Origin of the sequence: Curtobacterium sp. MCBD17_032, assembly GCF_003234855.1 — a bacterium.
In the GTDB taxonomy this organism is placed as follows: Bacteria; Actinomycetota; Actinomycetes; order Actinomycetales; family Microbacteriaceae; genus Curtobacterium.
In genome coordinates this window covers 400758-421206 of sequence record NZ_QKTO01000001.1, presented here as the reverse complement: position 1 = coordinate 421206, position 20449 = coordinate 400758, and the positions used below count along the sequence as shown (strand labels likewise).

The following is a 20449-nucleotide window of genomic DNA, read 5'->3' as shown; positions in this document are numbered from 1 at the left end:
CCGAAGTGCGTGTGACCCGTCGCGAGGTCCACCGCTTCGTCGTCCATCCGCTGGTCGCCGGGAGCATCGCGACCGCGCTGGTCATCGGTGGAGCCGCGGTCGCGGCTCCACTCATCGGCACTGCACAAGCCACTCTCGGGGGAGCGGTCATCGGCGTGACCGCGGCGGGCAGCGGTGCGTACCTCGCTGCCGCCCACCGCGCACGGCGGCGACGCCCCCGCGACTGACCGCAGCACGCGATGAAGGCGGTCCCACGCAACGCGTTCGCGTTGCGTGGGACCGCCTTCGTCGTGTGGGGCGGGAGGGTCAGCGCCCGATGCTCGACATGTCGGGGTAGCGGTCCCCGGTCGGCAGCGGCAGCGCCGACAGGCGCTCGACCTGGTCGGCGGAGAGCGTGACGTCGGCCGCACCGACGTTCTCCTCGAGCCGGGAGACGCGCTTCGTGCCCGGGATCGGGACGATGTCGTCGCCCTGGGCGAGCAGCCACGCGAGGGCGACCTGGGCGGGCGTGCCGCCGACCTCGTCCGCGATGCCCTGCACCGCGTCGACGATCCGCATGTTCGCCGCGAAGGCCTCCTCCTGGAAGCGCGGGTTCGCCGACCGGAAGTCGTCCTCGCCGAGGTCGGACGGCTTCGTGATCGCGCCGGTGAGGAACCCGCGGCCGAGCGGCGAGTACGGCACGAGGCCGATCCCGAGCTCGCGGAGGGTGTCGAGCACGTCGCCCTCGGGGTCGCGCGTCCACAGCGAGTACTCGCTCTGCAGCGCGGTGACCGGGTGCACGGCGTGGGCCTTGCGGATCGTCGCGGCGGAGGCCTCGGACAGCCCGATGTGGCGGATCTTGCCCTCCTCCACGAAGCCGGCGAGCTGCCCGATGACGTCCTCGATCGGGACGGCCGGGTCGACGCGGTGCTGGTAGTACAGGTCGATGTGGTCGGTGCCGAGGCGACGGAGCGACCCCTCGAGGGCGACCCGGACGGACTCGGGGGCGCTGGAGATCGCCCGGGTCTGGGTCGGCGTCTGCTCGTCGGCCTCGTGGTGGTAGAGCCCGAACTTCGTGGCGATGACGACCTCGTCGCGACGACCCTTGAGGGCTTCGGCGAGGAGTTCCTCGTTCGTGTACGGGCCGTACGCCTCGGCGGTGTCGAAGAGCGTGACGCCGAGGTCGATGGCGCGCTGGATGGTCCGGATCGACTCGGCGTCGTCGGAGCCGGCGCCGGAGTAGAAGGCGCTCATGCCCATGGTGCCGAGGCCGATCGCGCCGACCTGGAGGTCGGAGAGGGAACGTGTCTGCATGCGTGGTCCTTTCATCAGGTCCGTTGTCTGCAGATCCCGGTGTACTCGCCCGGGTCGTCGCGGAGGGAGGCCCTGACCGTGCCCGTCTGCCGGGAATGCACCGAGCGGACAACGGGAAGCGGCAAGCGCGAGGCGGCCGACGAGGTCGTCGTGCGTGGGGAACCTCCAACCTCCTCGCGCCCAGGCCGCGGTGGTGGTCGTATCGACCCGTGAACCTGACCTTCCGGCTCCTGCTGCTGACCCTGCGCATCCGGTTGTCCCGGCGGCGGCTGTCGCTGTGGGACGAGTCGCGGACGCCGTTCCGCGTGACGCTCACCGACCTGGACCCGCTGCGGCACGTCAACAACGGGAAGTACCTGTCGCTGCTCGACCTCGGCCGACTCGACCTCATGCTGCGCTCCGGCTTCTGGCAGGTGGTCGGCGCGCGCGGCTGGTACCCGGTCGTGGCCGCACAGACGATCACCTACAAGCGGTCGCTGACGCTCGGGCAGCGCTTCGAGCTGCGCTCGCGGGTGCTCGGGGTGGACGAGCGGGCGGTGTACATGGAGCAGACGTTCACGCGGCACGGGGACGTCGTGGCCCGGGCGGTCGTGCAGGCCCGGTTCCTCCGCCGGACTGGAGGCACGGTCCGGCCCGACGAGCTGCTCGCCGCCGCCGGTGGCGCACCCCGCGACCTGACCCTGCCGGACTGGGTGTCCGCGTGGGCCGACGCCGTCCGCATCAGTGGTTCGGGAGGCGACCGCGTGCGACCATGACCGGCATGGAGATCGAGCCGTTCGTCGTCGCCGACGCCGCCGCCTGGCGCGCCTGGCTGGACGGGCACGAGGACACGTCCGACGGGGTCTGGCTCGTCCTCGCCAAGAAGGGCACGACCAGCCCGACGAGCCTGACGTACGCGCAAGCCCTGGACGAGGCGCTCTGCTCCGGGTGGATCGACGGGTCGAAGCGCGGGCTCGACGCGGCCACGTTCCTGCAGCGGTTCACCCCGCGGCGGAAGGCGTCCCTGTGGTCGAAGCGGAACGTCGGACTCGTCGCCGCGCTGGTGGAGGCCGGACGGATGCGGCCGCGCGGGCAGGCGGAGGTCGACCGCGCGAAGGACGACGGTCGGTGGGACCGCGCGTACGCGGGGGCTGCGACCGCCGAGGTGCCCGAGGACCTGCGGGCAGCGCTCGACGCCGCACCGACGGCCGCCGCCCTGTTCGCGGAGCTCGACGCGACGAACCGGTACGCCGTCGTGCACCGGGTGGTGACCGCCCCGAGCGACACCGCGCGGGCGAACCGCATCGCGAAGCTCGTCGGTGGCCTCACGCGTGGGGAGACGCCGTACCCCCGTCCCGGTGCGCAGCCTCCACGGGTCATCGACCCGGAGGCGTAGACCGGGATGCATGACCACTGGCACTGACACCACGAACCGTCCGGCCGCGTCCTCCGGCACCTTCCGCATCGGCGGGGACCTCGAGGTCAACCGCCTCGGCTACGGCACCATGCAGCTCACCGGCCCCGGCGTCTGGGGACCGCCGAAGGACCACGACGAGGCGATCCGCGTCCTGAAGCGCGCCGTCGAGCTGGGCGTGAACTTCTTCGACACGGCCGACTCGTACGGCCCCTACGTCGCCGAGGAGCTCCTCAAGGAGGCCCTCCACCCCTACGGCGACGACGTCGTCATCGCGACGAAGGCCGGCCTGACCCGCACCGGCCCGAACGAGTGGCCGCCGGTCGGCCGCCCGGAGTACCTGCGCCAGGAGGCCGAGATGAGCCTCCGCCGCCTCGGCCTCGAGCGCATCGACCTGTTCCAGCTGCACCGCATCGACCCGAAGGTCCCGCTCGAGGACCAGATCGGCGAGCTGAAGAAGCTGCAGGACGAGGGCAAGATCCGCCACATCGGGCTGTCCGAGGTCTCCGTCGACGACGTGAAGGCCGCGCAGGAGATCGCCACGATCGTCTCGGTGCAGAACCTCTACAACCTCACCGACCGCTCGGCCGAGGAGCTCCTCGACTGGTCCGAGGAACAGGGCATCGGCTTCATCCCGTGGTTCCCGCTCGCGACCGGCGGTCTCACCGGCGAGGACTCGCCGCTGACCGAACTCGCGAAGCAGAAGGACGCCACCCCGGCGCAGGTCGCACTGGCCTGGCTGCTCAAGCGCTCGCCCGTCATGCTGCCGATCCCCGGCACGTCGAGCGTCGACCACCTCGAGGACAACCTCCAGGGCGCGACGATCGAGCTCAGCGACGAGGAGTTCCAGGAGCTGTCGAAGCTGCACAGCTGAGCCGGCGCCGCTGCGGCGGCGACCAGCGACCGACGGGAGGCCCGTGGCGACACCGCCACGGACCTCCCGTCCGTCCGTGTCCGGGATCGTGACCGGCGTGACTCGTCGCGGCATACCGGACCGCACGCGCCGCTCTCGAACGCGGTGACGCCGTCTCCATGCGGTCCGCGTACGTGCGCGACGGCGTGGTCCGGCTCGACACCCGACCCCCCGCAGGGCGCCCAGCGGCACGGGCTCGAGACCGAGCGCTCCTTCCTGGTCGGGTCCTTCCCGGGCGGCATTACCGACGAGCAGACGGACACCCTCGCGGCGACCTGGCAGACCGCGGCGGGTGCCGACGCCGACCTCTGGTACCCGTGGTTCTCGGTGGAGAACGGCCCCGAGGACCCGTTCCGACCGATCGCGGTCGTCGTCACGCTCCTGGCCGGGATCGTCACGCTCGGTGCCACGACCGTGGCGATCGGGCTCGCGCGGGCCGACGGGCGTCGTGACGACGAGGTGCTCGACGCGGTCGGCGCCTCGCCCGGTGTCCGCCGCCTGGTCTCGACATGGCAGGCCGCGCTGCTCACGCTGGTCGGCTCGCTGGTCGGGGTCGCGCTCGGGACCCTGCCGCTCCGCGCCCTGACGCTCCGGTTCACACCGACACCGGACGGCGTCGTCCACATGCCGTTCGCCCCGGACCCGGTGTCGCTCGCGGTGCTCGGACTCGGGCTGCCGGTCCTCGTGACCGCGGGGGTCTGGGCGGTCGCCGGTCGGCGACGGCGTGTGGCGGTCCGACGGACCGCCTGACGACCAGGAGACCCGCTGCCAGCTGGCTGCGGGCCTCCTGTCCGGCGGTCACGTCGCCGCCAGCGGACACGGCGCGCTAGTCGGCGAGCCGGGCGAGCAGGGGCAGGAACAGCCCGGCCAGCCAGGACAGCACCAGCACCGACGCACCGATCGCGAGGATCCGTCGGCGTCGGCGCTGCCGAGGGGTCTCGTCGACGCCCCACACGCCGGCCCGGACGAGGACACGGTTCGCCTCGCCGACCAGGCGGCGGACCTCCGGGTCCTCCATGTCGAGACGGCCGGCCTCGGCGTGGTCGGCGATCGCGGTGGCCTCGTCCACCGTCAGCGCGGTGTCACCGGTCGGCCGGTCCCTGCGTCGCATGCGCACCACGGTAGCCCGCCCGGTGCGGTCGTCGACACCCCGGAACGGCCACCGCACCCCGCACTCGCGCGGTGCCGGGTCCGCTGCGCGATGTCGGGCGCCGCGACCCTCTACTCGGGGAGCGGTTCCGCGTACGTGCGGAAGTCGCCGCGCTCGGTGTGGATCGACCAGAGCCGCTCGGCGATCGCGGCGCCCGAGTGGGCCTCCTGACCGTCGTCGATGCCGAACGGGATGATGAGCTGGCCGACGTGGACCTGCTCGTCCCGCACGGCGTCGTGGAGCAGCTGCGCGTAGGCGCTCTCGCCGGCGAAGGCGACCGACGTGCCAGTGACGCGCGCGCCCGGACGGACCGCGCTGCCGCCGTTGACGAACAGGATCGTGCCGGAGCCGATCGCGCGCATGCCGGGCAGGACCTGGCGGACGGCGTTCACCGAGCCGTAGACGGAGAACTCGATCGGGCCGACGAGGTCCTCGGCGGTCGTCTCGAGCACCGGCCGCATGTACTCCTTCGCGGGCAGCGGGCTGTACTGCAGGACCTCGATCGGGCCGAGCTGCTCGGTGGCCTGCTCGAGCGCACGGCGGAGGGAGTCCCCGTCGCAGACGTTCGCGGCGAACCCGGCGGCCTGGTGCCCCTGCTCCCGGAGCGAGGCGGCGAGCTCGTCGAGGCGGGCCTGGTTGCGGGAGATCAGGGCGACGGCGAAGCCCTCACGGGCGAAACGTTCGGCGACGGCGAGCCCGAGGCCCTTGCCGGCGCCGACGATGGCGATGGTGGTCATGTGGTCCTCCAGGGACTGGTGGTGGTCGTTCCACTGAACCAGGCGGCCTCGTGCGGCAGTCAGGTCCGGTCCGGCACGCACGCGTCGGCCGACACCAGGGCTTCGATGCGCGCCGGTCGCCGCCGGCCGGACAGGTAGTCGTCGAGCGTCTCCCGCCGTGCCCGGAGCCGCTGTTCCTGTCGGAGCAGGTCGTCCCGGACCTGCTCGACCCGGGCGAGGAGGTCCGCCGGTGGGGCCCCGGCCCCGTCGCCCGCGACGCAGGGCATGACGTCACGCAGGAGCCCGGAGGAGAGCCCGGCCGCGAAGAGGTCCTGGATGAGCGCGACCATCTCGACCGCGTCCGGGTCGTAGTCCCGGTAGCCGTTCGGGCGTCGCCTGCTCGTGATGAGCCCCTCGTGCTCGTAGTACCGCAGCGCCCGCGTGCTCACGCCCGTCGCCTCGCTCAGTTCGCCGATCCGCACGGTCTTCGCCGCCTTCCGCTTGACCTTGACACTGACGTCAATGTCTACCGTACCCGCATGACCACAGCAGCACAGATGCGCGACCGCACCGCCCTCGTCACCGGCGGCTCCACCGGGATCGGGGCCGCCGTCGCCGACGCCCTCGCGCGAGCGGGAGCGCACCTCGTCCTCGTCGCCCGGGACGCCGCACGGCTCGAGCAGACCGCCGACGGCATCCGCGACCGGCACGGTGTCCCCGTCACGACCATCGCACTCGACCTGGCCGAGGACGGAGCCGTCACCCGCCTGCTCGACCGCCTGGCCGGCGACGGGACCGAGATCGAACTGCTGGTCGGCAGTGCCGGCGTGGCCTCGCGGGGCCTCGTCGTCGAGAGCGACCCGGCGGCCCTCCACAGGATGGTCGACCTCAACGTCGGAGCACTCACGGAACTCACGGCAGCGGTGGTGACGAGGATGGTCGAGCGCGGGCACGGCTCCGTCGTCTCGATCGCGAGCACCGGCGGGTTCGCCCCGGCACCGGTGCTGGCAGCGTACGCGGCCTCGAAGGCGTACGTCCTGTCGTTCACGCAGGCGCTCTGGGCCGAGACACGGCGAAGCGGCGTGCGGGTCGTCGCCGTCAGTCCCGGCCCGACGCGGACCCCGATGAACGCGGCCACCGGCCGGTGGGGACGGCGACCCGAGCAGGTCGCCGCGACCGTCCTCGCCGCGCTCGACGGCTCCGGCCCGTCCGTCGTCGACGGGCGGGCGAACGGGATCGCCGCGACCGTGCTGCGGCTGCTTCCGACCCGCGTCGTCACGGCGCTCGCCCTGCGCGTGCTGGCGCGGTAGCGGCTGCCGGCCACGGCCACGGCCACGGCCACGGCCACCCAGCGGTTGTGCACCTGCGCGGGGTGCAATCGACGGACACGCACCGGGAGGCACACCATGGGCAGGACACGTCGTACCGTCTCGGCTGCGAGCGTCGCGCTCGTCGCCCTGGCCATCACCGCCTGCACGGGTACACCCGAGGCCGGCCCGGACCGCGTGCCCCGGGCCTCCGCACCGACCGACCTGGCTGCCGGGCAGCTGGCGCCGGACGGCGAGACGACCGACGTCGTCACGGGGCTGGAGGCCCCCTGGTCCGTCGTGCGCACCGGTGACGGTCCCGACGCGCTCATCAGCCTGCGGGACTCCGCGGAGGTGCTCGAGCTGACGGCCGACGGCGAACGCCGCACGGTCGGGACGGTCCCCGGTGTCCGACACGGGGGCGAGGGCGGCCTGCTCGGACTCGCCCTGCACGAGGACGACCTGTTCGTGTACTCGACCGGCGAGGACGGCAACCGCATCGAGCGCTACGACCTCGTCGGGTCGGCCGGGTCGACCACGCTCGGTGACGCCACGACGGTGATCGACGACCTGCCGGCGAACACCTTCCACGACGGCGGGCGCATCGCCTTCGGCCCGGACGGCATGCTCTACGCCAGCGTCGGGGACGCCGGTTCGAGCGAGGACGCGCAGGACCGGGACTCGCTCGCGGGCAAGATCCTCCGCCTCACCCCGGACGGCGACGTGCCCGACGACAACCCGTTCCCCGGCTCCCCCGTGTGGAGCCTCGGGCACCGGAACGTGCAGGGCCTCGGGTGGAGCGCGGACGGCACGATGTTCGCGTCCGAGTTCGGGCAGGACGCCCGCGACGAGCTCAACGTCATCGAGCCGGGCAGCAACTACGGCTGGCCGGAAGTCGAGGGCACCGGCGGCGAGGACCGGGGGTTCGTCGACCCGGTCCAGCAGTGGTCGACCGACGACGCCAGCCCGAGCGGCCTCGCCGTCGTCGGGGACACCGTGTTCATCGCGAACCTGCAGGGCCGGGTGCTCCGCGGCGTCCCGGTCGACGACCCCGGTACCGCACACGAGTACTTCGCCGGGGAGTACGGCCGGATCCGCACGGTGCTCGCCGGGCCGGACGACACGCTCTGGTTCGTCACGAACAACACCGACGGACGCGGCGACCCGGGCGAGGGCGACGACCGGATCGTGCAGGTCCCGCTGACCACGGGCTGACCGCCCGGCCGGTCGAACGGCTGCCGACCGGCCCGAGCATCAGGGGACGAGCCGCTCTGCCCGGTAGCGGTCGAACAGCCGGGTGAAGGAGTCGAGCGTCCGGTGGTGCTCGGTGAACCCGGCGAGCCGGCTCTTCGACATGTCGGTCATCACCTCGATGTCGCGGCCGAGGTCGGCGTCGGTGTGCCACCACGACGCCAGGCGCTCCAGGTCGGGCTCGACGAGGCCGTGCTCGGCGACGACCTCCGCCCAGACCGGGGCCGCGTCCGCCATCTGCTGCTCGAACGGCCGCGGCGCGGTGTCGAACCCCTCGGCTTCGACGCCCAGGTGTGCGGCGATCCGCGGCCACATCCAGCGCCAGCGGAAGACGTCGCCGTTCGCGGTGTTGAAGGCCTCGTCGGCACCGGCCGGGTCGGTCGCGGCCCACACCATCTGCGCGGCGAGCAGGTCGGCGTCGGTGACGTCGGTCAGGCCGTTCCACTGCGTCTCGCTGCCGGGGAACACCATCGGGCGCCCGGTGTGGCGGCTGATCGCGGCGGCGACGGCGATCGTGAGGCCCATGTTCATCGCGTTGCCGACGGCGTACCCGAGGACGGTGTGCGAGCGGTGCACCGACCAGGTGAACCCCTGGCGCGCCGCGGCGGCGAACAGCTCGTCCTCCTGGGCGTAGTAGAAGTTGTCGACGTCGAGTCGGGGCTCGTCCTCGTGGAACGGGGTGTCCGGCATCGCGCCCTGGCCGTACGCCTCGAACGGGCCGAGGTAGTGCTTCAGGCCGGTCATCAGTGCGACGTGCTGCACCGGCGCACCGGACAGTGCGGCGAGGAGGTCGCGCACCATGCCGCCGTTCACCGCGATGTTCTCGGCCTCGGTGGCCTGGCGGGACCAGGCCGTGAAGAAGACGTGGGTCGCCGGGACGTCGGCGAGCGCCGATGCGAGGGACGCCGCCGAGCGGAGGTCGGCCGACTGCCAGGTCACCCCGGGGCGGTCGGCGCCCGGACGGCGCGAGAGCGCGGTGACGGTCCAGCCGTCGTCGACGAGGTGGTCGACGATCGCCGATCCGGCGATGCCGGTGGCGCCGACGACGAGGGCGTGCGGGGTCGCGGTGATGCGGGTCCTTCCATGGGGGCCGTGGACCGGAGACAACACCTGTCGCCTGGTTGTATTCCGGTGCCCGGTCGGGAGGATCGCCGGGACCGGCAGGACGGACAGCTCCGAGACGTGGTCTCCGTGAGGCGCAGGGGCGACGTCGCGGTCCCCTGGTCGGTCCGGAGGCCATCAGTGGACCGCTGGTCCGGAAGTGGCTATGGTGGTGGTGCGGACCCGCCCCACACTCGTGGACAGGCGGGTCTTGCTGTACGGCCGAGCGAAACCCCATCGTGGAACGGTAGGCGTAGTATCCCGCATCTCAGCGGAGGTGTCCGGGAGCCCGGGCCCGTGCGTGCCATGCGTCATGCCGAGGTCGGCTGATCACGGCGAGGCGCAGGAGGCCCGGCTCACGTCGCACGGGCCTCGCCCAGATGGAGTCGACTCGCCGCCCACGCGACGACCGCGGGGACGTGCGTGGCGACGACGACGGCCGCGCCGTCGGCAGCGAACTCGTCGAGGAGGTCGAGGACCGTCCGCGCGTTCCCCTCGTCCAGGGCGCTCGTGGGTTCGTCGGCCAGGACGACGTCGGGCTGCTTCACGAGGAGCCGTGCGAGGGCGACGCGCTGCTGTTCCCCGCCACTGAGCTCGTACGCGCGGTCGGTCGCCCGCCCCGCGAGCCCGACCCGCTCGAGCGCCGCCGCGGTCGGGACCCCGCGGCCCCGATCCCGTCGTGGCACACGCCCGATCTCGACGTTCGCCTGCACGGTCATGTCCGGGACGAGGCCGAAGTCCTGGAAGAGGTACCCGAGGTGGTCACGTCGGAGCAGGCGTGCCCGACGTCCGCTCCGCGCTGCGGTGACGCCGGCGATGCTGACCGTCCCGGCGTCGAGCACGTCGATCTGCCCGATGCAGTCGAGGAGCGTCGACTTCCCGGTACCACTCGGACCGGTCAGGGCGAGGACCTCTCCCGGTTCGACGTCGAACGACAGTCCGTCCCACAGGGTCCGACGACCGCGCCGCTTGCGGGCGTCCCGGACGCAGATCGTCACGACCCGGTCCCCCGGAGGCGCACGACCGACCGGGACGACCCGACCATCACGACGACGGAGACCACGCTCAGCATGAGCACGACGAACGCGGCCACCGCCGCTGCCGGGCCGGCGGCCAGCGCCGCGGGGTCGAGCACGGAGACCGCGCCAGTGCCGTCCGGTCTGCGCTGCCACCAGGCGTCCACCGTCACGACGGCGGCGACGGACAGGAGGGCGCTTTCAACCGTGAGGAGCAGCCGGTGCATGTGGAAGAACGACCTGCCGGCGGCGGCGTCCGCGAAGACCGACCGTCCGTGACGTCGCTGGTGCGCGGTGACGGCGAGGCCGGCGAGCACGACCGCGACCACGGCACCGCTGGTCACCGTGAGGACGTCGACGACCACGAGGGTCCCGGCGCGGCGTTGCTGCTCGGCGGCCACCTGCCCGACCGGCACGACGGCGCTGAACTCGTCCCGCAAGCCCGACTCGTCGATCGCCCGGTCCGCCGCGTGCTCGGAGGTGAACACCACGTCCCCGGTCGACAACCAGGAACCGAGTTGGTCCGGGGTGAACACCCGGGACGGGTCGGGTACGACGACGACCACGGCCCCCGTGAGCCAGGACCCCGTGGAAGCGTCACCCGGGTACGTGTACGACGGTCGGGGAGCGAGCGCACCACCCCCGACGCTGCTCTTCTGCACAGCCGATGCTCCGCGGAGTTCCCACTCCGTCAGGGCCCGGACGAGCGCGGCGCGGTCGATGTCGGCGCCGGAGGGTGTCCACACCGTGATCTCGTCCCCCGTCCCGGTGATCCGGTTGCCCGCAGCCGTCCGGAGGTCCTGACGCCGCAGGTACCCGGCGTCGACGAACAGGGCCGGCACCGTGCTGCGACCGACGCCGGTCGAGACCTCGGTGGGCGCGGACAGCAGCGCCCGGTGCTGGTCGAGCGCTCTGCCGGCGAGACGCCCGATCCGGTCCCAGTACGGCTGCGTGTGCGATCCGGGGCGCGGGTCCGGCGTCACCCAGAGCTGGACGGTGTCCCCGGCAGCCCGGAGGTCCCGCTCCGCGGACGCCGACCGGGCGAGCGCCGTCGCCGACGTCAGGTCGAAGACCGCCATCACCAGCACCACGACCGCCGGGAGCCGTGCAGCCTGTGCCACCAGGACGAGCGCGGAAGACGGCCGGTCACCGCGGAGCGTCAGCGCGATCGACCGTCGGGAGGCGATGACGGTGCCGAGCACGTGGGCGGTCAGGACCGGGACGAGCAGCGCGGAACAGCACACCACGGCCGCCACGGCGAAGACCGACCACACCGCGAGCCCGTTGTGCGCCCAGAGCACCAGCGCGACGACCGGCACCAGGGCGGACGTGACGACGAGCGTCGTCCGGACCTCCGCGACCTCGCTGAGCACGACCGCGATGACGCCGTGTCCGTGCAGTCCCCGGACGGCGGTCCGCCGCGGAGTGCCGACCGTCCCGACCAGGCAGAGCACGACACAGCCGAGGACCAGGGCCCCGACGAGGCCCTCGCTCCCGTCCGCGCCGCCGGTGATGCCGAGACGGGTCAGGACGGGGACGCGCTCGGACGTCGTCTCGAAGCCCGCCGCGACGAGGGCGTGCTCCGTCGCACGTGCCGCCTGTTCGTCGCCGACGACCTCGTACGGCCCTGCCGGGTCGTACCGGTCGAGTGCTGACATCGGTCGCACCGCAGTCGTGATCGACGGGTCGAACTCGGCGTAGCCGTTCCGGAGCCACTCAGCTCCCCGCGTCCCCGGGGCACCGGTCACGAGCGCTGTCCGTCGGCTCGTCGGCGCCGAACGATCGGCGACGGTCCGGACGATCGTCGCGTCGTGCTCGCGCGCGACGCGCTCGAGCGACGCCGCGACCGCACCATTCGACGTCGAGCCGGATCCCACGGCGGCCGTCACGACGGTCGAGACACCGACGACGCCGGTCTGGCTCAGCTGCTCGCACCCGAGGAAGGCGAGCACGACGGCCAGGACCGGTGGGACGACGTACGCCAAGCGCACACTCCGCACCCGTACCACGCTCAGCAGTTGTGGTAGTACGCCTTGTTGCCGCTGCGGGCCTTCGGCGTCGTCGCCAGTGCGTACCGGCCCCCGGGCACACCGCTGACCCGCTTGCTCTTCAGCCCGACGGCCGTCGCCCCGTGACAGCGTCGCTCGCGGAAGTAGTTGGACCAGGTGTCGTCCCGGCCGACCCCCCACTGCCAGAAGCTCCCTCCTCCGCCGTCGTCACGCCGACTCGCCGAGCCCCGCACCTCTCCGGTGGTACCGGTGCCCCCCGTGATGACGACCCCGCCGGATCCCGGGCCGGATCCGAGGACGTTGTCCGCCGACGCTCCCACGGCCGGTGCGTCGACCAGCCCGGTCGCCAGCAGCAGCCCGGTCACCACTGCGCTCTTCCTGTTCCTCATGTCGCTCCTCTCACGCCCCGGACGGGGCTCTGCGGAGCGTGTCAGACCAGCGCGTCGAGAGTCAAGTATGTTACATACACATCTCAGGCCGAGCTCGGCGTCGGTAGTGCAGTTCGACCGCTCCCCCGTCGAACACCGTCGTGCCGACGAGGTCGAGCACGCCGGTGTCGGACGCGACGGGCAGGAGCGACGTGCCGGCCCCGAGCGCGATCGGCATCACCGTGACGCGGAGTTCGTCGAGCAGCCCGGCCCGCTGGTACTGGGCGGCGAGCACGCCACCGCCGACGATCCAGAGGTCGCGGCCCCCGGCGGAGGCGACGACCTGTCCGTGGTGGTCCCGCACGTCGCCGCTGACCACGCGGACGTCGCCGTCCGTCGGGACCCCGAGGCTCCGCGACGAGAAGACCCATGTCACCTTGTCCTGGTACGGCCAGGTGTCCTCGTGCGCGCGGAGCCACTCGTAGGTCGTGGACCCCATCGCGACTGCACCGACGCCGGCGGTGAAGCGGTCGTGGTGTTCCTGGAACGCGTCGAATCCGAACTGCAGGAGCCAGTCGAGGTCGTCACCGGGCGCGGCGACGAACCCGTCGAGGGACGCCGCGACGGAGTAGATCGTGCTCATGCCGGGACGGTACCGAGCAGCACCGACAGCAGCGTCCGCCCGCTCCGGCTCAGACGACCAGTGGCCCGGCGACCGCCACCTCGTCGTCGTCGACGAGCCACCGCACCGCGTCGAGCACCGTCTCCTCCGCGGTGTACCGGGGCGCGTAGCCGAGCAGCCGCTGTGCCTTGTCGATGCTGAACACGTGGCTCCGCGACAGGTGCTCCCAGCTCGCCTCGGCGTGCTCGGCCGGGACGACCTGGCGGAACCGGTCCCACGAGACGGACTCGAGCCGGGCCTCCCGGCCGAACCAGGACGCGGCGAGCGCGGCGTACCCGCGCACCGTGAGCGCGGTCGGGGCGACGACGGTGAAGTCCTGCCCGGCGGCTGCGTCCCGGTGCTCGACGGCGAGCTCGAAGGCCTGGGCGACGTCGTCGGCGTGCACGTGGTGCATCGACTCGGCCCCGAGTCCGGGCACGAGCAGGGGCTCGCCGGCGGACAGCGTCTGCCAGACGGAGGGGTCGAGGTTGCCGACGGGGCCGATCGGCGCCCAGCCCGGACCGCTGATGTGGCCAGGGTGGAGCGACGTCGTCGCGACACCCCCAGCGGCGGTTTCCTCCTTGAGCATCCGGGCGATGGCGTCCTTCTGGATGCCGTACTCCCCCTGCGGCGGCGTGCCGTTGTCCTCGGTCACCGGGAGCACCGCGCTCGGCCCCGCCCGCCAGATCGACCCGCAGTGCACGAGGTGGACGTCGGTGCCGCGGAGCGCCGCGACCAGTGCCGCAGCGGACGCGACCGTGAAGCAGACGAGGTCGACGACGACGTCCGGCCGCAGCGCGACGATCCGGTCACCGAACGTGCCGTCGCGGTCCTCCTGCTCGCGGTCCGCCGTGACCTGCTCGACGTGCTGCCACTCCGGGGCGTCGACGTAGGCGGAGCGGGTGCCGCGGCTGATGGTCACGACGTCGTGCCCGGCCCGCACCAGTCGCGGGACGAGGAAGGTGCCGATGTGACCGGTCGCGCCGACGACGACGATGCGCTTGCTGCTCATGTCGTCACCGTACCCGCGGCACTCCGGCCTCCACGCGGAGCGGATGAGCGGACGGGCTCCTCGGCGTGCAGGGGCTACCGTCGGGGGCATGCAGCGACGCACCCTCGGCCGTACCGGCCGCGACGTATCCGTGATCGGTCTCGGCACCTGGCAGTTCGGCGGTGACTGGGGTCCGGTGGCCGCGGAGGACGCCTTCGCCGTGATGGACGCCTCCGCCGAGGCCGGCATCACCCTGTTCGACACCGCCGACGTGTACGGCGACGGCCGCAGCGAGCAGCTCATCGGCCGGTGGATCGCCGCGCATGCCGACGCCGGTGTCACGGTCGCCACGAAGATGGGCCGCCGGGTGGACCAGGTCCCGTCGAACTACGTGGCCGCGAACTTCCGGCAGTGGGTGGACCGGTCGCGGGAGAACCTGGGCCAGGACACGCTCGACCTCGTCCAGCTGCACTGCCCGCCCACCGCGGTCTTCGAGGACGACGCGGTCTACGACGCCCTCGACGCACTGGTCACCGACGGGTCGATCGCCGCCTACGGCGTCTCCGTCGAGACCGCCGACCAGGCCCTCACCGCGATCGCCCGACCCGGGGTCGCGAGCGTGCAGATCATCCTCAACGCGTTCCGCCTCAAGCCGCTCGACCGCGTGCTCCCCGCCGCCCGGGAGGCCGGGGTCGCGATCCTCGCCCGCGTCCCGCTGGCCTCGGGGCTGCTGTCCGGCAAGTACACGACGGACACCACCTTCGCGCCCGAGGACCACCGCACGTACAACCGCAACGGCGAAGCGTTCGACCAGGGTGAGACGTTCAGCGGCGTACCGTTCGAGGACGGCGTCCGTGCCGCCCAGGAGTTCGCGGCGGCCCTGCCCGAGGGCGTCAGCGTCCCGCAGGCGGCCCTCGCCTGGGTCGTCACACAGGACGGCGTCACGGCGGCGATCCCCGGTGCCCGCAACGCCGAGCAGGCCCGGTCGAACGCCGACGCCGGCTCGCTCGACCTGCCCGCCGACCTCGGGGCGACGGTCCGTGACCTCTACGACCGCTGGTTCCGCGCGACGGTGCACGAGCGCTGGTAGGCGCCGACACGACGACGGACGGGAGGCCCGGCTCACCAGGTGAGTCGGCCCTCCCGTCCGTCAGGTCGTGCGACCGGCAGACCGCGGCTCAGGCGCCGCGGACCACCGCACGCGAGCCGGCGATGACGGCCGCGTCCTCGGCGACGGCGACCACCGGGTCCGGCAGGACCGAGCCGACGGCCTTCCGGGCCGCCCACGCGACGTAGGAGCCGACGAGTGCACCGATCGCGCCGACGATGGCGCCCTCGATCCGCAGGTCGGACTTCCCGGACTTGGTGGTCGTGCCGAAGGCCGCTCCGACGAAGGCACCGGCACCGATGCGGCCGAGCAGTGCGGGGAGCGCGATGCGGTTCGGGGTCTTCGGCATCTTGTCGCCGATGATCTCGCCGGCGGCGCCCGCGACGAGTCCGGCGCGACCGAGCGACGAGTCGAACGTCTTCCACTTCTGCCAGTCGCCGGACAGACGCTTGTCGCCCTGGTGCAGGCCGAGGACGGCAAGCGGGGTCGCGGACCGGCCGCCGCTGAGGACCCCGAGCAACAGGGCGCGGGTGAGGGTGCTGGTGGTCCGGCTCTTCTTGGACATGCGGGTGGTCTCCTTCGTTCGCTGGCGGCGTCGTCACGGTCCGGACGCCGCCGTGGTGCGGACGTCATCGCAGTGCGGACGTCGGCTGCGCCCTCGACGCTACTCAGCTCGGCTGGTGACGGTCAGTGGTGGGCGGGCACGGCGACGGCCCCGGCATCGCGTGCGTCGTCGGGGACGACCGCTGCGGCGTCGTCCATCGCGTCGGTCATCTCGGCGAAGAACGCGCTCATCTCGGCGATCGTCGTCGGGGAGAGCCGGTCGGCGGCCGCGATCATGCGCGCGTGCACGGCGGTGAGGTTCGACCGCACCGTTTCGTCACCGGACTCGGTCGCGACGAGCAGGAAACCACGGCCGTCGTCGGGGTCGGGCTGCCGGACGACGTGCCCGGCGACCACGAGACGCTTCACGAGCGCCGTGGTCGATGCCGTGGTGATGCCGAGGTGTGCGGCGAGCCCGGTGGGCTTCACGGTGGTGCCGCGCTGCCGGGCCTGCAGGAGGAACCGGACGGCGGCCATGTCGGTCGCGCCCATCCGCATCGTGTCTCGGGTGCGCTGGCGCATGGCGACCTCGGCGGAACGGTAGCGGCGCATCGCGTTGAGCAGCTCGACGCCGGTCTTCGTCGGCCGGTCGGGGTACCAGTACCCGGACTCGTCGTAGGTCCTCGCATCGACCACGGCGTCCACCTCGTCCTCGGTCGCTCCACGTCCGGACGCTCGTGCGGCCGGTCACCCAGGAGTACCAGGTGGTCCCGTCGGCGACTCAGCCGGATCGGGGCCTTGTCCCCCGGACTCAGCCGTAGCGGTAGAAGCCCTCACCGGACTCGACGCCGTACTTGCCCTTGTCCAGGTACTCGGTGCGGAGGTGCTCCGCCCATGCCCGGGAATCCGGGTCGGACGACGCGCTGGCGATCGCGTGAGCCGTCCGGAGGCCGACGACGTCGAAGACCTGGAACGGACCGACGGGAGCGCCGGTGCCGATCCGCCAGGTCGTGTCGACGGTCTCCGGGTCGGCGACACCGCGGAGCACGAGCTTCGACGCCGCGTCGAGCAACGGCACGAGCAGGGAGTTGAGGACGTACCCGGGCTGCTCCTTGTGCAGGCGGATCGGGACCATGCCGATCTCCTCGGCGAACGTGGCGACCCGGTCGTACACGGCGGGGTCGGTCTGCTCGGTCCCCATCACCTCGGCGGTGTTCTGACGCCACACGTGGTTGGCGAAGTGCAGGGCGAGGAAGCGGTCGGGGCGTCCCGTGGCGTCGGCGATCGCACTCGGCAGCAGCGTCGACGAGTTCGTGGCGAAGACCGTCTCCACCGGTGCGACGGCGGCGAGGCGCTGGTAGACGTCGCGCTTCAGCTCGAGGAGTTCGGGCACCGCCTCGATCACGAGGCCGGCGTCGGCGACCGCCTGCCCCAGGTCGGTCGCGAAGGTGATCCGCGCGACGGCGTCCTCGGCGGCGGGTCGCTGGTCCTCGCCCACGTCGCCGAGGTACTGCTCGACGACCGCGTCGAGCCGACGCCGCCCCGAGCTGACCGCGTCGTCGCTGACGTCGTACACGACGACGGGGACGCCGTGGTTCGCGGTCTGGAAGGCGATCTGGGATCCGAGGACTCCGGCACCGAGGACGGTGACGGACGTGAATGTGGCCATGGCGACGAGTCTGCTCCGCCGGGCATGACGGCAGCGCCGACCGGACATCCGCGCAGACGGGAATGTCCGCAGCCGCTCGCGTGTACTGATGAGCACCCCCGAACGGAAAGGAGTCCGCCGTGATCGACGACGACCGCACCCCTGGTCAGCGTGATGACCTCACCCGCCTCCCGCAGGTCCGCCTGCAGGACGACGAGCACACCGGCTTCGGCCGCTGGCTCGGACTCATCAACGCCGGGGACTGAGACCCACCGGCCCTGCCCGGCAGACGGGCAGCGCCGCAGGCGTGCGCCAGCACCGACGGGAGGCCCGTCACCGGTCCGCGGACCGGTGGCGGGCCTCCTGTGTGTTGCCCCGGCGACCAGGGACCGGTACGCCCGCGCGGGTACGGTCGGAGCGTGGACGGGATCGGTGTGGTCGACGAGGCCGGGCGGTTCCGGTTGCTCGGCACCGCGGTGGCGGGTGCGGCGTTCGCCCTCGTGTTCACCATGCTCGTCGTGTCGTCGTTCCGCACCACGACCCCGCAGGTGCTCGTCTCGGTCGGGCTGCCGGCTGCCGTCGTCGGTGCCGTGGTCGCCGGCTGGTTGCAGCTCCGGTCCTGGCGCGCGGCGGGCGGCTACGAGCGCGTCGTGATGGTCGAGCGTTGGGTGACCGACCGGCACGTCCCGGCCGGCGTCCCCGCCGAGGTGTGGGTGCCGCGGCTGCAGGCCCTGGCGGACCAGCAGACCGCCGGATGGGGCAAGATCGTGCTCGCCGTCTTCTGGAGTGCGATGACCTGGTCGATGCGCGACCAGCACGGCCCCGTGGTGACCCTGCTGCTGCTCGGTCTCTGGGCCGGGCTCGCGATGTGGAGCGCGCTCTGGGTCATCCCCCGCGCCCGGGTCGCGCGCAGCATGCTGCAGCAGGGTGTCGTCGCGCGGGACTGAAGCGGCCGTCAGCGCGGCGCACGTCGCTCCCGGCCGGGATCAGCCGAGCGCGGCCGTCGCGGTGCGGAGCTCCTGCAGGACGTCGAGCGCGTGGCGTGCGAGACCGTCGTCGTCGCTCCGTTCGCCCTCGGACCACCGCGCGTACCCCTGCTTGAACGCGAGGACGCCCATCTCGCTCGCCAGGTGCGCGGTCGTCTCGGGCACCCCGCGCTCGAGCAGTGCCGCCGTCATCGCCGCTGCCATGCCGACGCTCTTCAGCGCGTCCCGCTCCTGGAGTTCGGTGCTCGCGGCGACCGCGGCCTTCAGTCGGGGACCGAGCTCCCGGTTCCGCGGCCCCATCTCGCCGGACGCCCGCTCGAGTCCGGCGGCGACGGCCTCCAGGGGGCTGGCGTCGGCAGGAGCGCCGGCGATGCCCTCGGCGAGCAGACGACTCAGGGTCTCCTGCCCGGCGACGAGCAGTTCGCGCTTGTCCGGGAAGTGCCGGAAGAAGGTGCTCTTCGTGACGCCGGCGCGTTCAGCGATCTCGGTGACGGTCGTCGCGTCGTAGCCCTGCTCGGTGAACAGGTCGACGGCGGCGATGACGAGCCGTTCCCGTGCTCCCGGTTCCCATCGCGCCATGTCGACCATCCTACTGACGGCACTGTTGTCCCGTCAGCGCAACCGACGGGACAAGAGTGCCATCACCGTCCTACAGTGATGGTACCAACGTCCCATCACTCGAGGAGTCCACATGCACGTCTTCGTCACCGGCGGCACCGGCACGATCGGCACCGCCGTCGTCGCCGAGTTGCTCGCCTCCGGCCACACCGTCCTCGGCCTCGCCCGGTCGAACGCATCCGCCGCCACGCTCGAGGCGGCCGGCGCCGACGTCCTGCGCGGCTCCCTCACCGACCTCGACGCCCTGCGCGAGGGAGCCACCCGCGCCGACGGCGTCATCAGCCTCGCCTTCAGCCGCGACTACGGCAGCGCCGAGGCGCTCGAGCAGGGGCTCACCGAGGAGCGCGACGCGATGGCCGCACTCGGTGACGCGCTCGTCGGTACCGGCAAGCCGATCGTCACCGTGTCCGGTACGCCCTGGGTGCCCGGACGCGCTGCGACCGAGGACGACCCACTCCCGGTCGAGGGGCCGGTCGCCAGCCGCGCGGCCGCGGTCACGGACCTGCTCGCGCTGTCGTCGCAGGGCGTCCGCACCTCGGCCGTCCGCATGCCCCGGACCGTCCACGAGGACGGGCAGGGCGGGTTCGCCGGGCTGCTCACCGAGGCCGCCCGTCGGACCGGCGTCGCCGGGTACCCGGGCGATGGGGAACAGCGCTGGCCGGCCGTGCACGCGCGCGACGCAGCCATCCTGTTCCGGCTCGCGCTCGAGTCGGCTCCCGGCGGGACCGCGTGGCACGCCGTCGCCGACGAGGGCGACCGGGTCATCGACATCGCCACGGTCGTCGGCCGTCGCCTGGGGCTGCCGGTGCGGTCCGTGCCGGACGACACGTTCGGTCCCTTCGGGCCGATCTTCGCCATGGACCAGCCGGCGTCGAGCGCGTACACCCGGCAGGCGCTCGGCTGGGAGCCGACGCACCCGAGCCTCCTCGAGGACCTGGAGGCGCTGCAGCCCTGAGCGGGCAGACGACGGACGGGAGGCTCGGTGCCAGCTGGCACCGGGCCTCCCGCTGTCAACGCCTGGGCTTCCGGTAGCGGTGACGCGCGACGGTCCCGACGTACATCCCGCTCAGTCCGGTAGTGAGGCTCGAGACCAGCACGCCGATCCACTGTGCCGAGGTCCCCACCGTCGCCGCGAAACACGCCGAACCGGCGACGATCGCTCCGACCGAGACGACGATCGCGAGCGTCAGGGTCGTGAAGACCTTCATGATCCCGCCAGCCCTACGCGCACCGTGGCGCCCGGTGCGACACCGCTGGACCGACGACCAGTCCGGCGGTCCCGAAAGCGCTGATGAGCGCGATGGCAGCGGAGGCACTCCACGATGTCCACGTCTCTTCCCCTCCGGGCCTGGGAGCCGCGCGACTGACGACTCGGGA

General features: G+C 72.7%; 26 protein-coding genes. 11 read left to right on the top strand and 15 right to left on the bottom strand.

The genetic code is table 11. The features are described from left to right. The first annotated feature begins 11 nt into the window (after positions 1–11). Positions 12–227 carry a hypothetical protein gene (locus tag DEI91_RS02090; RefSeq protein ID WP_111050700.1) on the top strand — a complete coding sequence of 72 codons (216 nt, stop codon included), beginning with the start codon at positions 12–14 and terminating at the stop codon, positions 225–227. A gap of 79 nt (positions 228–306) precedes the next feature. Here the strand turns inward: DEI91_RS02090 and DEI91_RS02085 are convergent, their stop codons facing one another. Next, complete coding sequence (locus DEI91_RS02085) at positions 307–1293, bottom strand: aldo/keto reductase (RefSeq protein WP_111050699.1); 987 nt, start codon at positions 1291–1293, stop codon at positions 307–309. A 209-nt stretch (positions 1294–1502) separates the two neighbouring features. Here DEI91_RS02085 and DEI91_RS02080 point away from each other — a divergent pair, with 209 nt between their 5' ends. The 4 genes from DEI91_RS02080 to DEI91_RS02065 all read left to right on the top strand — a co-directional run bounded on the left by DEI91_RS02080 (position 1503) and on the right by DEI91_RS02065 (position 4349). Then, positions 1503–2048 (top strand): thioesterase family protein, encoded by a 546-nt coding sequence (locus DEI91_RS02080; protein ID WP_110900325.1) that lies wholly within the window; start codon positions 1503–1505, stop codon positions 2046–2048. Positions 2049–2053: 5 nt separating this feature from the next. Beyond that, on the top strand, positions 2054–2668 hold the full coding sequence (locus DEI91_RS02075) for a YdeI family protein (RefSeq protein ID WP_220038011.1): 615 nt from the start codon (positions 2054–2056) through the stop codon (positions 2666–2668). A 10-nt stretch (positions 2669–2678) separates the two neighbouring features. Continuing rightward, the gene (locus DEI91_RS02070) at positions 2679–3560 is read left to right on the top strand and encodes an aldo/keto reductase (RefSeq protein WP_111050697.1); all 882 of its coding nucleotides are present in this window, start codon (positions 2679–2681) and stop codon (positions 3558–3560) included. Positions 3561–3704: 144 nt separating this feature from the next. Further along, positions 3705–4349, top strand: coding sequence for an FtsX-like permease family protein (locus DEI91_RS02065; RefSeq protein WP_111050696.1), 645 nt, complete (start codon positions 3705–3707; stop codon positions 4347–4349). Positions 4350–4425: 76 nt separating this feature from the next. Here DEI91_RS02065 and DEI91_RS02060 read toward each other — a convergent pair whose 3' ends face one another. From DEI91_RS02060 to DEI91_RS02050, 3 genes are all read right to left on the bottom strand, one after another. After that, on the bottom strand, positions 4426–4710 hold the full coding sequence (locus DEI91_RS02060; protein WP_146244172.1) for a hypothetical protein: 285 nt from the start codon (positions 4708–4710) through the stop codon (positions 4426–4428). A 110-nt stretch (positions 4711–4820) separates the two neighbouring features. Next, positions 4821–5486, bottom strand: coding sequence for an SDR family oxidoreductase (locus DEI91_RS02055; RefSeq protein WP_111050694.1), 666 nt, complete (start codon positions 5484–5486; stop codon positions 4821–4823). Between the two features lie 59 nt (positions 5487–5545). Beyond that, on the bottom strand, positions 5546–5947 hold the full coding sequence (locus DEI91_RS02050) for a MerR family transcriptional regulator (RefSeq protein WP_111050693.1): 402 nt from the start codon (positions 5945–5947) through the stop codon (positions 5546–5548). A gap of 57 nt (positions 5948–6004) precedes the next feature. Between DEI91_RS02050 and DEI91_RS02045 the strand changes: the two genes are divergently transcribed. Continuing rightward, complete coding sequence (locus tag DEI91_RS02045) at positions 6005–6775, top strand: SDR family oxidoreductase (protein ID WP_111050692.1); 771 nt, start codon at positions 6005–6007, stop codon at positions 6773–6775. Positions 6776–6871: 96 nt separating this feature from the next. Further along, on the top strand, positions 6872–7987 hold the full coding sequence (locus tag DEI91_RS02040; RefSeq protein ID WP_111050691.1) for a sorbosone dehydrogenase family protein: 1116 nt from the start codon (positions 6872–6874) through the stop codon (positions 7985–7987). A gap of 39 nt (positions 7988–8026) precedes the next feature. Here the strand turns inward: DEI91_RS02040 and DEI91_RS02035 are convergent, their stop codons facing one another. From DEI91_RS02035 to DEI91_RS02010, 6 genes are all read right to left on the bottom strand, one after another. Continuing rightward, the gene (locus DEI91_RS02035) at positions 8027–9130 is read right to left on the bottom strand and encodes an SDR family oxidoreductase (RefSeq protein ID WP_258374255.1); all 1104 of its coding nucleotides are present in this window, start codon (positions 9128–9130) and stop codon (positions 8027–8029) included. Positions 9131–9480: 350 nt separating this feature from the next. After that, positions 9481–10122 carry an ATP-binding cassette domain-containing protein gene (locus tag DEI91_RS02030; RefSeq protein ID WP_111050689.1) on the bottom strand — a complete coding sequence of 214 codons (642 nt, stop codon included), beginning with the start codon at positions 10120–10122 and terminating at the stop codon, positions 9481–9483. Continuing rightward, on the bottom strand, positions 10119–12125 hold the full coding sequence (locus DEI91_RS02025) for a hypothetical protein (RefSeq protein ID WP_111050688.1): 2007 nt from the start codon (positions 12123–12125) through the stop codon (positions 10119–10121). The genes DEI91_RS02030 and DEI91_RS02025 overlap by 4 nt, the downstream gene beginning before the upstream one ends. Positions 12126–12151: 26 nt before the next feature. Further along, positions 12152–12538 (bottom strand): lactococcin 972 family bacteriocin, encoded by a 387-nt coding sequence (locus DEI91_RS02020; protein ID WP_111050687.1) that lies wholly within the window; start codon positions 12536–12538, stop codon positions 12152–12154. Positions 12539–12608: 70 nt separating this feature from the next. Beyond that, positions 12609–13160 (bottom strand): dihydrofolate reductase family protein, encoded by a 552-nt coding sequence (locus DEI91_RS02015; RefSeq protein WP_111050686.1) that lies wholly within the window; start codon positions 13158–13160, stop codon positions 12609–12611. 49 nt (positions 13161–13209) lie between these two features. Continuing rightward, positions 13210–14190, bottom strand: coding sequence for an NAD(P)-dependent oxidoreductase (locus DEI91_RS02010; protein WP_111050685.1), 981 nt, complete (start codon positions 14188–14190; stop codon positions 13210–13212). 88 nt (positions 14191–14278) lie between these two features. On the opposite strand from DEI91_RS02010, the gene DEI91_RS02005 reads away from it, so the two are divergent. Further along, complete coding sequence (locus tag DEI91_RS02005) at positions 14279–15259, top strand: aldo/keto reductase (protein ID WP_111050684.1); 981 nt, start codon at positions 14279–14281, stop codon at positions 15257–15259. Between the two features lie 88 nt (positions 15260–15347). Here DEI91_RS02005 and DEI91_RS02000 read toward each other — a convergent pair whose 3' ends face one another. From DEI91_RS02000 to DEI91_RS01990, 3 genes are all read right to left on the bottom strand, one after another. After that, a complete protein-coding gene (locus DEI91_RS02000) occupies positions 15348–15842 on the bottom strand; it encodes a DUF4126 family protein (protein WP_111050683.1) in 495 nt (164 codons plus the stop codon). Between the two features lie 122 nt (positions 15843–15964). After that, positions 15965–16516 carry a MarR family winged helix-turn-helix transcriptional regulator gene (locus tag DEI91_RS01995; protein WP_258374254.1) on the bottom strand — a complete coding sequence of 184 codons (552 nt, stop codon included), beginning with the start codon at positions 16514–16516 and terminating at the stop codon, positions 15965–15967. 115 nt (positions 16517–16631) lie between these two features. After that, a complete protein-coding gene (locus DEI91_RS01990) occupies positions 16632–17489 on the bottom strand; it encodes a 3-hydroxyacyl-CoA dehydrogenase (protein ID WP_111050682.1) in 858 nt (285 codons plus the stop codon). Positions 17490–17608: 119 nt separating this feature from the next. Here DEI91_RS01990 and DEI91_RS16585 point away from each other — a divergent pair, with 119 nt between their 5' ends. Beyond that, positions 17609–17734: a hypothetical protein gene (locus tag DEI91_RS16585; RefSeq protein ID WP_258374253.1), complete on the top strand. Its 126-nt coding sequence runs from the start codon at positions 17609–17611 to the stop codon at positions 17732–17734. Between the two features lie 153 nt (positions 17735–17887). Beyond that, complete coding sequence (locus tag DEI91_RS01985) at positions 17888–18415, top strand: hypothetical protein (protein ID WP_111050681.1); 528 nt, start codon at positions 17888–17890, stop codon at positions 18413–18415. A gap of 39 nt (positions 18416–18454) precedes the next feature. Here the strand turns inward: DEI91_RS01985 and DEI91_RS01980 are convergent, their stop codons facing one another. Then, positions 18455–19033 (bottom strand): TetR/AcrR family transcriptional regulator, encoded by a 579-nt coding sequence (locus DEI91_RS01980; protein WP_111050868.1) that lies wholly within the window; start codon positions 19031–19033, stop codon positions 18455–18457. 112 nt (positions 19034–19145) lie between these two features. On the opposite strand from DEI91_RS01980, the gene DEI91_RS01975 reads away from it, so the two are divergent. Continuing rightward, positions 19146–20027 carry an SDR family oxidoreductase gene (locus DEI91_RS01975; RefSeq protein ID WP_111050680.1) on the top strand — a complete coding sequence of 294 codons (882 nt, stop codon included), beginning with the start codon at positions 19146–19148 and terminating at the stop codon, positions 20025–20027. A gap of 55 nt (positions 20028–20082) precedes the next feature. Here the strand turns inward: DEI91_RS01975 and DEI91_RS01970 are convergent, their stop codons facing one another. After that, entirely contained in the window at positions 20083–20280 is a 198-nt protein-coding gene (locus tag DEI91_RS01970; RefSeq protein WP_111050679.1) for a hypothetical protein, read from the bottom strand. Positions 20281–20449: the final 169 nt, after the last annotated feature.

Bases quoted from the DNA above. Each gene is read 5' to 3' on its own strand.
- DEI91_RS01990 (WP_111050682.1), bottom strand. From the start codon at position 17,489: ATGGCCACATTCACGTCCGTCACCGTCCTCGGTGCCGGAGTCCTCGGA.
- DEI91_RS02070 (WP_111050697.1), top strand. From the start codon at position 2,679: ATGACCACTGGCACTGACACCACGAACCGTCCGGCCGCGTCCTCCGGC.
- DEI91_RS02005 (WP_111050684.1), top strand. From the start codon at position 14,279: ATGCAGCGACGCACCCTCGGCCGTACCGGCCGCGACGTATCCGTGATC.
- DEI91_RS02020 (WP_111050687.1), bottom strand. From the start codon at position 12,538: ATGAGGAACAGGAAGAGCGCAGTGGTGACCGGGCTGCTGCTGGCGACC.
- DEI91_RS01980 (WP_111050868.1), bottom strand. From the start codon at position 19,033: ATGGCGCGATGGGAACCGGGAGCACGGGAACGGCTCGTCATCGCCGCC.
- DEI91_RS02060 (WP_146244172.1), bottom strand. From the start codon at position 4,710: ATGCGACGCAGGGACCGGCCGACCGGTGACACCGCGCTGACGGTGGAC.
- DEI91_RS02085 (WP_111050699.1), bottom strand. From the start codon at position 1,293: ATGCAGACACGTTCCCTCTCCGACCTCCAGGTCGGCGCGATCGGCCTC.
- DEI91_RS02010 (WP_111050685.1), bottom strand. From the start codon at position 14,190: ATGAGCAGCAAGCGCATCGTCGTCGTCGGCGCGACCGGTCACATCGGC.
- DEI91_RS02045 (WP_111050692.1), top strand. From the start codon at position 6,005: ATGACCACAGCAGCACAGATGCGCGACCGCACCGCCCTCGTCACCGGC.
- DEI91_RS02040 (WP_111050691.1), top strand. From the start codon at position 6,872: ATGGGCAGGACACGTCGTACCGTCTCGGCTGCGAGCGTCGCGCTCGTC.
- DEI91_RS01975 (WP_111050680.1), top strand. From the start codon at position 19,146: ATGCACGTCTTCGTCACCGGCGGCACCGGCACGATCGGCACCGCCGTC.
- DEI91_RS01970 (WP_111050679.1), bottom strand. From the start codon at position 20,280: ATGAAGGTCTTCACGACCCTGACGCTCGCGATCGTCGTCTCGGTCGGA.
- DEI91_RS02015 (WP_111050686.1), bottom strand. From the start codon at position 13,160: ATGAGCACGATCTACTCCGTCGCGGCGTCCCTCGACGGGTTCGTCGCC.
- DEI91_RS02075 (WP_220038011.1), top strand. From the start codon at position 2,054: ATGGAGATCGAGCCGTTCGTCGTCGCCGACGCCGCCGCCTGGCGCGCC.
- DEI91_RS02055 (WP_111050694.1), bottom strand. From the start codon at position 5,486: ATGACCACCATCGCCATCGTCGGCGCCGGCAAGGGCCTCGGGCTCGCC.
- DEI91_RS02000 (WP_111050683.1), bottom strand. From the start codon at position 15,842: ATGTCCAAGAAGAGCCGGACCACCAGCACCCTCACCCGCGCCCTGTTG.